This window comes from Kitasatospora sp. MBT63 (assembly GCF_000710465.2).
GTDB lineage: Bacteria > Actinomycetota > Actinomycetes > Streptomycetales > Streptomycetaceae > Kitasatospora.
This window is the reverse complement of record NZ_JAIZ01000596.1, coordinates 1-454: the sequence shown is the minus strand read 5'-3', so window position 1 is coordinate 454 and position 454 is coordinate 1. Positions and strand designations below refer to the sequence as shown.

General features: G+C 71.1%; 1 protein-coding gene. It reads right to left on the bottom strand.

Annotated features, from left to right (window positions below; genetic code table 11):
• Positions 1–454 (bottom strand): helicase-related protein (locus AA75_RS31470; RefSeq protein ID WP_033823734.1); only part of this gene is annotated, 454 nt, incomplete at both ends.

Here is a 454-nt window from a genome sequence, read left to right as displayed (position 1 = left end):
TCCCCGGCACCGAGGATGACCGGCACCACGATGGTGGCGATCTTCCCGCTGCCCGGGTGCATCCGCAGCGCCCGGCCGACGGCCTGCACCAGGTCCACCATCGAGCCCCGCACGTCCGCGAAGAACACGGAGTCGCAATCGAACGTATCGACGCCCTCTGAAAGGACCTTCACCGAGGACAGGACGTAGCGCAGCAGCCGCAGTCCGTCGGCGGCGAGCAGAGAGGAGAAGTCACCAAGGGTCTGCCGGCGCTCGGCGACGGTGTGCTCGGACTCCAGCCAGCTCGTCCCGATCAGGCCCGGGGCGGGGTGCAGCGCCGGGTCCTGCTCCCACAGCACCCGGGCGACGTCCCGAAGGCCGGCGCTGAGCGCCCGGGCCTCCGCCACGAAGTGGTGGAACGAGAGGACCCGGGCAAGGTCCCACTCGGCTGCGGCGGTCAGCACGGCCGTCTGCA